The 1,668-nt window shown below is 58.0% G+C and carries 1 protein-coding gene; it reads left to right on the forward strand.

Going from position 1 to position 1,668, the window contains the following annotated elements:
• Positions 1 to 118 precede the first annotated feature (118 nt).
• Complete coding sequence (locus BM388_RS17435) at positions 119 to 1,405, forward strand: glycosyltransferase (protein WP_089852503.1); 1,287 nt, start codon at positions 119 to 121, stop codon at positions 1,403 to 1,405.
• Positions 1,406 to 1,668 lie beyond the last annotated feature (263 nt).

Below are 1,668 nucleotides of genomic sequence, written 5' to 3' on the forward strand. Positions count from 1 at the left end.
CTACCAAGCGACCGCATGAGGTTGAAGCAGGTCGGTACCGGCAATCGATGGACTCAACACGCTCGTTCTGTGCCCTGATGAATGAGGCGGGCTAAGCGCAGCGGAGCTAAAATTTCTCATGAGGCTGGCCCGCGGCAATGCCTTGGTCTTGCGACGTCAGGCAGAACGTGGAGCACTGCAGGCATGGGCCTCAAGCGCCCAGGAGGCTGCCAGACCCTCTTCAACAGACTCCCACACCTTAAAGATCCTGATGATCTCGGATGTCTACTTCCCGCGTGTCAACGGGGTTTCGACTTCCATTACCAGCTTCTGCGCCGCCCTGAAGCGCCTGGGCCATTCGGTGACGCTGGTCTGCCCCGCCTATCCGGTAGGTCAGACGGACACACCGGGGATATGGCGTATATCTTCCCGTGGTGTACTCGGTGATCCGGAGGATCGCATGATGCACTACCGCGATGTGTTGGCGCTCTCATCATCCCAGTATGCCATCCACTCTTTCGACCTGATCCATGTACATACGCCCTTTGTCGCGCACTATGCGGGCATCACCTTGGGCAGGCGCCTGGATATTCCCGTGGTGGCGACCTACCACACCCTCTTCGAAGAGTATCTGCACCACTATGTGCGATGGTTGCCGCGGCCTTGGCTGTGTTTCATTGCAAGGCGACTTGCGGTGCGCCAATGCCACCAGCTAAGCGCTGTCATCGCTCCCTCTCGCGCCATGCGCGAGGCCCTTGAACACTATGGGGTGACAACGCCAATCGCGGTGATTCCCACCGGCCTGAATCTAGAAGCCTTTACGCACCCTCATGAAGAGCACGACTTTCGCACCACCTATGGCCTGCCACCAACAGCCAGGCTACTTCTCTATGTAGGACGCGCCGCCCATGAGAAGAACATCGGGTTTCTGATTGATATGCTGCCGCAGGTGCTAGCCCACCACCCCAACGCTCGGTTGATCATTACGGGCGAAGGCCCCGCCCAGGCGGCGCTGGCCCGGCGAGCGAGAGAGGCGGGGCTCGAACAGTTCGTTCACTTTCTCGGCTACCTGGATCGCGACGGCCCTCTGCAGGCCGCCTACCGTGCCGCTGACGCATTCGTCTTCGCCTCGCGCACCGAAACTCAGGGCCTGGTACTGCTCGAAGCCCTGGCATTGGGCACTCCGGTGATTTCCACCGCGGTGATGGGCACCTGTGATGTGCTGGTGGATGGCCAAGGCTGCCTGATCGCTGAGGAGACCCACGTCGACTTCGCCGCCAAGGTCAACCGCATACTAAGCGACTCGACACTGCGCGAAGAGCTCGTTCGCCGAGGTCCGGCTCATGCCGCGCGGTGGCATGAAGATACCCAGACGGCAATGCTCGCGAAGGTTTATCAGCGATGTGTGACATTGGAGGTAAGATAAGCGATTGCCTTCTTGTTGGATTTCAAGCATTTCGACCTTGGCATACAAGCTGTCAAAAACCTTCCATCAACATATACTAAAAAAAGAGACCAGCATACGGTTACCCACTGAATATCAATGGGTTGGAATGCGGCACTGGGGTCTACTGACGCTCCCGGACGGCTGTAGGTGTAGGATCCCGGATGATCAGATCGCCTATAGAAGTTATCCTCTGCTAGCAGCCAGAGAGCTTCTACAGCAATTCATTCGGGAGCAGGTTCATG

It is taken from the genome of Halomonas saccharevitans (assembly GCF_900116405.1).
In the GTDB taxonomy this organism is placed as follows: domain Bacteria; phylum Pseudomonadota; class Gammaproteobacteria; order Pseudomonadales; family Halomonadaceae; genus Halomonas; species Halomonas saccharevitans.